We start from the raw sequence: 5208 nt of genomic DNA on the forward strand, positions 1-5208 counted from the left end.
GCGAGGCCGGGCTTCCATACTGTCGCTGCCGGCACGCAGATCAGAGCTGCGGGCAGGAGTATGCCGAAACGGAGCTGGATATTCGGGCGAAACCGCACGAGCGCTGATTTTAGGGGGCGCCCGCCCGTTCGTCGTTCCGCACAGGGGTCATTCAGTGGCCGGTGAGCGGGCGGGTGCTGCTCTCGCCCGCGCTGTGCGTCGCGGCCCAGAGCAGGGCGGCACCGGCGGCCCCCGTCGGTCTGTCGCGTGAGGCGTTAGCGAAGTCTCCGTTTCTCGACCGCATCGCCACAGGCCGCGTGTCCACAGCGCGTGACGCCCCGGCTGCGGATTACGGCTAGCAGCTAGCGAACGCCGCGGGCACGCTCGTAGCACCGGTAGAGCACGATCGCGCCGACGGCTGACACGACGAGTCCGATCAGAAAGCCCACGAGCAGGACCGGGCTGAGTTGGCCCCCGGTCTGATCCAGGTCCGCACGAACGCCGGCCTGAAACCCCGACACCGAGCAGAGGAAGGCGATCACGACACCCGACGCGAGCAGGCTCACGCCCTTAAGCACTTCCACCATGACCACCCCCGGTCGTGAAGCTACCGCAGAGTGTTCCACCCCGCGACCGCCTCGCCCCGTAGGAGGATCGATCAGCGGGACGCTTTCAGCGGACCGCTCGAAGAGGCTTGGCGTCGTCGTCGCCGCCAGGGTTGACCGCAGGTCTTCTCGTGCTCGTTGATAGCGGGTGCGTGCGGTGGACGCGGGGAAGCCGAGGAGTTGTCCGGCTTCGGTGATGGAGAAGCCGTCCCAGTGGATGAGGCGGACGAGCTCGGCCTGTTCTGGCGCGAGCCTGGCGATCGCGTCGCGCACGTCGACTCCTTCGTCGGCGGGGCGTCCTTCGGTGGGAGCGGTCGCGAGGACGCCGCGGAGCCGGCCGGAGAGGTCGGTTCGTCTGTTCGAAGTGCGGGTGCTGTTCGAGAGGACGTTCCGGGCGATGCCGAAGAGCCACATCCTCGACTCCTCCGCGGTGCGGGGGAGGGCGCCGACACGGCGCCATGCGGTGAGCATGACGTCCCCGAGCGCGTCGGCGGCGTCCTCGAGAGGGAGGCGGCGTTGCAGGTACTTGAGCAGGTCGGGCGAGGCGACGCGCAGAGCCTCACTGAGTCGCTCCGCCTCATCGGACTTCTGGCGGGTCACCAGGTCGCTCCGGGGCAGTGGGCCTCGCCGGCGATGCTGAGGTTCGCGGCGTCGACGGCGACGTCCTGCGCAGCAAGTTCGGCGTCGAGAGCGTTGCTGATGATGCGCCCGACGGCGGTCGAGTACTCCCGGTCGGCGTTGTAGAACTCGGTGCCGTAGCCGGCCGGCGTGCGGGATCCGTCAGCGTTGATGAAGGATCGGTCCTCGGTACGCAGCTGCGCGATGGTCGCCTCGAGCGCGCCGTCGCTGAGGAGGGCGTCGACGTCGGTCGTCTGGTAGAAGTTCTCGACCACGGCGACGGCCGCCGGATCGGTCCCTTGAACGTCTCCCATGCGCTCCTCACACTGGACGCCGCTGGGCAGCGAATAGGTGATCGAGGCGTCCGGCGTCTCCGCCCACGGCGACCACGCGCCCGTCGCCGCGGCGGCCGCGGTCGCCATGCCACCGAGCAGTACCAGCGACGCCACTCCGGCGACCGCAGGACGCGCCCAGCGGTGACGGTTGACGCGGGCCTCTGCCGCCGCGAGCTGCTGAAGCTCGGCCAGCTCGACAGCGATGTCGTTCGTCACTGTCGATGTGCGGGGGCTGGACTCATCCAGCAGGACGTCCAGGGGGTCTCGGTCAGGGGCGGCAGTCATGACGGGCTCCTTCGAAAGCGGGTTCATCCTGTACATGTCCACCCCACCCGCAAACGTCTGCCGCAGCATGAAACCGGCTCGCCGCCCTCGTCGGTGCCAGCGCCGACGCCGGACGTCAGGTCGCGAGGGAAGAAGCGAGTTCGGCAGGCGCTCCTGCGGAGCGGGGCTGCCACGACTCGAAGACGCCGTAGGCGATGATCCGCTCCGCGGTCGACAGCAGCGGATTGCAGCTCGTCATCGTGATCAGACGATCCGTCGGAACGACGTCGCTCGTCCAGGGGACCGGATCGATGACCTGCACTTCGGAGGGCTGCACGTATTCGAGGTTCCGGAACCGATAGGTGTACCAGCCGTCGGCGGTCTCGATGTAGATCGCGTCACCTAGTTGCAGCTCATCGATGAGGTGCATTCCTCCGCCGGCGGCGGAGCGGTGCGCCGCGATCGCGAAGTTCCCCATTTCGCCGGGCATCTGCGTTCCCGGGTAGTGGCCGATGCTGCCCACGTCGAGCACGTTCTCCGCGTCGACGCCCTCAGCGATCGTGCGCACCCACCCCTCGCCGTACCGGGGGATGTAGAGGTTGCCGAACGTGGTGTCCAGAGCTGCGACCGGCGCGATCACCGGGTCACCGGGGACGGCCGGCTCAGCGGTCGGCTCGGACGGCGCCTCCGCGGACGGCGCGTCATCGCCCCAGCTCTGGCGCAGCTCGGCCGCTTGATCTTCCTGCCGCCCTGCGATCACCGCATCGTTCCACCACAGCTGCCAGGCGAGGAACAGCAGAACGAGCATCCCTGCGGTCATCAGCAGCTCACCCAAGACGCCGAAGAAGGACAGGCGGCGACGAGCCGGACGACGTCGGCGCCGCGACACGTCCACGGATGACGAAGCAGTCATGCGCAGGAGTCTAGGTGTGCCGCTCTCACCCGCATCGCTGCTGGAGATCGTTCACCGAACGAGCGATCGCCCTGGTGAAGCTAGCTGCGCGGAGAGGCGTCGTTGTGCCAGTACGCGGCAATTGCCGAGGTTTGCCGCACTACCGCGTCCGCCGAGGCAGGCGCCGGCCACAGATACAGCGCGTACCGGTCAGGCGCCGGATGCGCTTCGTCGGCGACATCTTGTCGCCGGCCCTCTTCCATGCCGGAAGCGCACCACCGGGCCCGATAGGCGGACGCCGTGAGCTGGAACGACGCGGCGGAGTCCCCAGACCATCCGCTAAGCACCGCATCCGGTCCTTCGGGCTGGAAGCTCGCCTCGACGATCTCCTCCCACAAGCCGAGCTCAGGCGCTGTGTCCAACGTGCTGACTCGAACCTGTACGTACCCGGTGTGGATACCTGTCCGCATGAAGAGGGCGCCGGGCAAACTCGCTCCGCACAGCCCATTCTCTTGTCCGTCGAACGCATCACGAGGATCCTCAACCGACGCAGCGCCGGTTGTGAGTTGCAGCTGGGAGTAGTGCGTCCACACGGTTCCATCGAAGACGACTGGCATAACAGCCATCCTCCTCGACGTTCCAAGCGTCGCGTCCCATATGGGGATCGGTCAACGGTTCACCGGCGCTGGCGGTGCGCGCCGATCCAGAAAAGCAGCACGCCGACGATCGCCGCGACGACTCCGAGTGCCATCGTTCACCGGTGTGGATCCGACCCGGGTGGCCCAGTGCGCTCCTGCCGTTCACTCACTGGTCCGAGAGTGATGTTGTGCAGACACTGTCGCTCAAGACTTCCGCCGTGATCGCGGGCGCCATCACTCTCCTCGCCCTTGTCGCGGGCGTCTTCCTCGACGGATTCACGTTCGCATGCAACGAGTCCCTTCCGCCTCAGTGCACGGGGTTCTACGTCGCGTGGCCGGCTTTGTGCTCTGTCGCCCTCGCGACCCTCGTACTCCTGATCGTAGCGATGCGCCTCAGCACGCGCTCCCACGCTCGAGGGAGGTCGCTGCTGCTCGCCTTGGGCGTAGTCGGCGCCGTCACAAGCTGGGTTCTGGCTCTGCGTACCGCCGTGATCGTCGGTTGAGCAGCACACGGCACGGTTGCACGATCATGTGTTCCGTAGGTGAATCGTCCACCGGAGCGAGCGGGGGTGCGACAGTGGCCTTCGCTTCGACCGCGCGGACCTATCTCAGGTTCTCCTTCGAGTCCTATGGTGAGCCCATGACGCGACTTACGAAGTCAGGCCCGTTCGTTGGATGGACAGTCGCATCGCTTGGCGCTGCTGCTGTCGCCGCGTTCTTGGTGCACTGGAGCTCGTGCTTCAGTGGCCTAGATGAGGGCTGCTACAGCGCCACGCAGTCGGACTTCACGTGGATCACCACGACGATCCTCTGGACCGTCGTTTTCCCGCTCGTGATACTCGGCACGTTCGTCCTCTCACCCGGACGACCCGTCACGCTGATCGGTGTGGGGCTCCTCATGGTCATCAACCCGCTCACCGACCCCGGAGCGTTCTTCCTCCCGTGGGATGTCGCGGACACCTTGCCCTTCACCGGAGTCCCTACGTCGCTGGCTGCTGTCACTGCGGGTCTCCTCCTCACCAGGTCCTCACTCCGAGCCCGCCAGCCAGATCACGGCCGAGTCGCGCGACCGGCACCCGCTGGCATCGTCCACTGACGCTTCGATCTGCCTAACGGCGTCCCTTAAGGGGATCGCGGGGGACCTGCGGAAGGATCAGCTCGTGTTGCCAGATGCCGAGCTAGCCGCAGCGCTCGAGGCGGTCGGGATGCGGCGGCGTCATCCGGTTTCGGAGTACGACTACCGGATCGATGACGTGCGGCTGGTCGCGGGTCTGCTCGACCTGCGGCTTGTTCAGGTCAGCGGTCACACGGCTCGGATCAGGATCGCGTTGCCGTCGTCGGGAAATGATCAGCCCTGGATCCACGCCACTCCGCGAGATGCTGCGGACTGGACTTCGCAGCTGCTCGTGTGGATCGATGAAGAGGTGGGGACCGGTGGGCTTTCCGGCGGACGACTCCGAGTTGAGGAGGGCGGCGTGACGTACGTGGTTGTCGCGCCCTACGGCTGGCGGAGGGCCAGCGAGGAGGAGCACATGCGACTGCTTGACGGGACACGCGCGTAGTAGGCGTGCTTCCGCGGCTCGGAGGGGCGGATCAACCCCGGTGATCCGACCGTCCCGTGAGGGGATGGTTCAGCGGGCTGCTGAGCCGGCGGGTGCTGCTCTCTGCCGCGCTGTGCGTCGCGGCCGAGAGCAGGGCGAAACCGGCGGCCCCCCGCCGGTCTGTCGCGTGCGGCGTCAGCGAAGTCCCCACTTCTCGACCGCACCGCCACAGTAGAGCCCCGGCGCGTTGCCCGAGCGTCAGTCGAGCTGGACGCTGCTGCGCAGCTCACCGCCGCTCCACGTCTCAAGAACCCACCGATCAGGTCGGGGCGGTGC

The 5208-nt window shown here is 67.3% G+C and carries 6 protein-coding genes; 2 read left to right on the forward strand and 4 right to left on the reverse strand.

The window, feature by feature from the left end:
- Positions 1-341: 341 nt before the first annotated feature.
- From C5C54_RS17210 to C5C54_RS17225, 4 genes are all read right to left on the reverse strand, one after another.
- A complete protein-coding gene (locus tag C5C54_RS17210; RefSeq protein WP_104288875.1) occupies positions 342-1184 on the reverse strand; it encodes an RNA polymerase sigma factor in 843 nt (280 codons plus the stop codon).
- Entirely contained in the window at positions 1181-1822 is a 642-nt protein-coding gene (locus C5C54_RS17215) for a hypothetical protein (RefSeq protein WP_146078892.1), read from the reverse strand. Before C5C54_RS17215 ends, C5C54_RS17210 begins: the two co-directional genes overlap by 4 nt.
- Positions 1823-1937: 115 nt before the next feature.
- Positions 1938-2714, reverse strand: coding sequence for a class E sortase (locus C5C54_RS17220; protein ID WP_104288877.1), 777 nt, complete (start codon positions 2712-2714; stop codon positions 1938-1940).
- 80 nt (positions 2715-2794) lie between these two features.
- The gene (locus C5C54_RS17225) at positions 2795-3310 is read right to left on the reverse strand and encodes a hypothetical protein (RefSeq protein WP_104288878.1); all 516 of its coding nucleotides are present in this window, start codon (positions 3308-3310) and stop codon (positions 2795-2797) included.
- Positions 3311-3971: 661 nt separating this feature from the next.
- Here C5C54_RS17225 and C5C54_RS17235 point away from each other — a divergent pair.
- A complete protein-coding gene (locus tag C5C54_RS17235) occupies positions 3972-4427 on the forward strand; it encodes a hypothetical protein (RefSeq protein WP_146078893.1) in 456 nt (151 codons plus the stop codon).
- Positions 4428-4491: 64 nt separating this feature from the next.
- The gene (locus C5C54_RS17240) at positions 4492-4893 is read left to right on the forward strand and encodes a hypothetical protein (protein ID WP_104288881.1); all 402 of its coding nucleotides are present in this window, start codon (positions 4492-4494) and stop codon (positions 4891-4893) included.
- Positions 4894-5208: the final 315 nt, after the last annotated feature.

This window comes from Rathayibacter sp. AY1F2 (assembly GCF_002930885.1).
Classification (GTDB): Bacteria; Actinomycetota; Actinomycetes; order Actinomycetales; family Microbacteriaceae; genus Rathayibacter.

Bases quoted from the DNA above. Each gene is read 5' to 3' on its own strand.
- C5C54_RS17215 (WP_146078892.1), bottom strand. From the start codon at position 1,822: ATGACTGCCGCCCCTGACCGAGACCCCCTGGACGTCCTGCTGGATGAG.
- C5C54_RS17220 (WP_104288877.1), bottom strand. From the start codon at position 2,714: ATGACTGCTTCGTCATCCGTGGACGTGTCGCGGCGCCGACGTCGTCCG.
- C5C54_RS17225 (WP_104288878.1), bottom strand. From the start codon at position 3,310: ATGCCAGTCGTCTTCGATGGAACCGTGTGGACGCACTACTCCCAGCTG.
- C5C54_RS17235 (WP_146078893.1), top strand. From the start codon at position 3,972: ATGACGCGACTTACGAAGTCAGGCCCGTTCGTTGGATGGACAGTCGCA.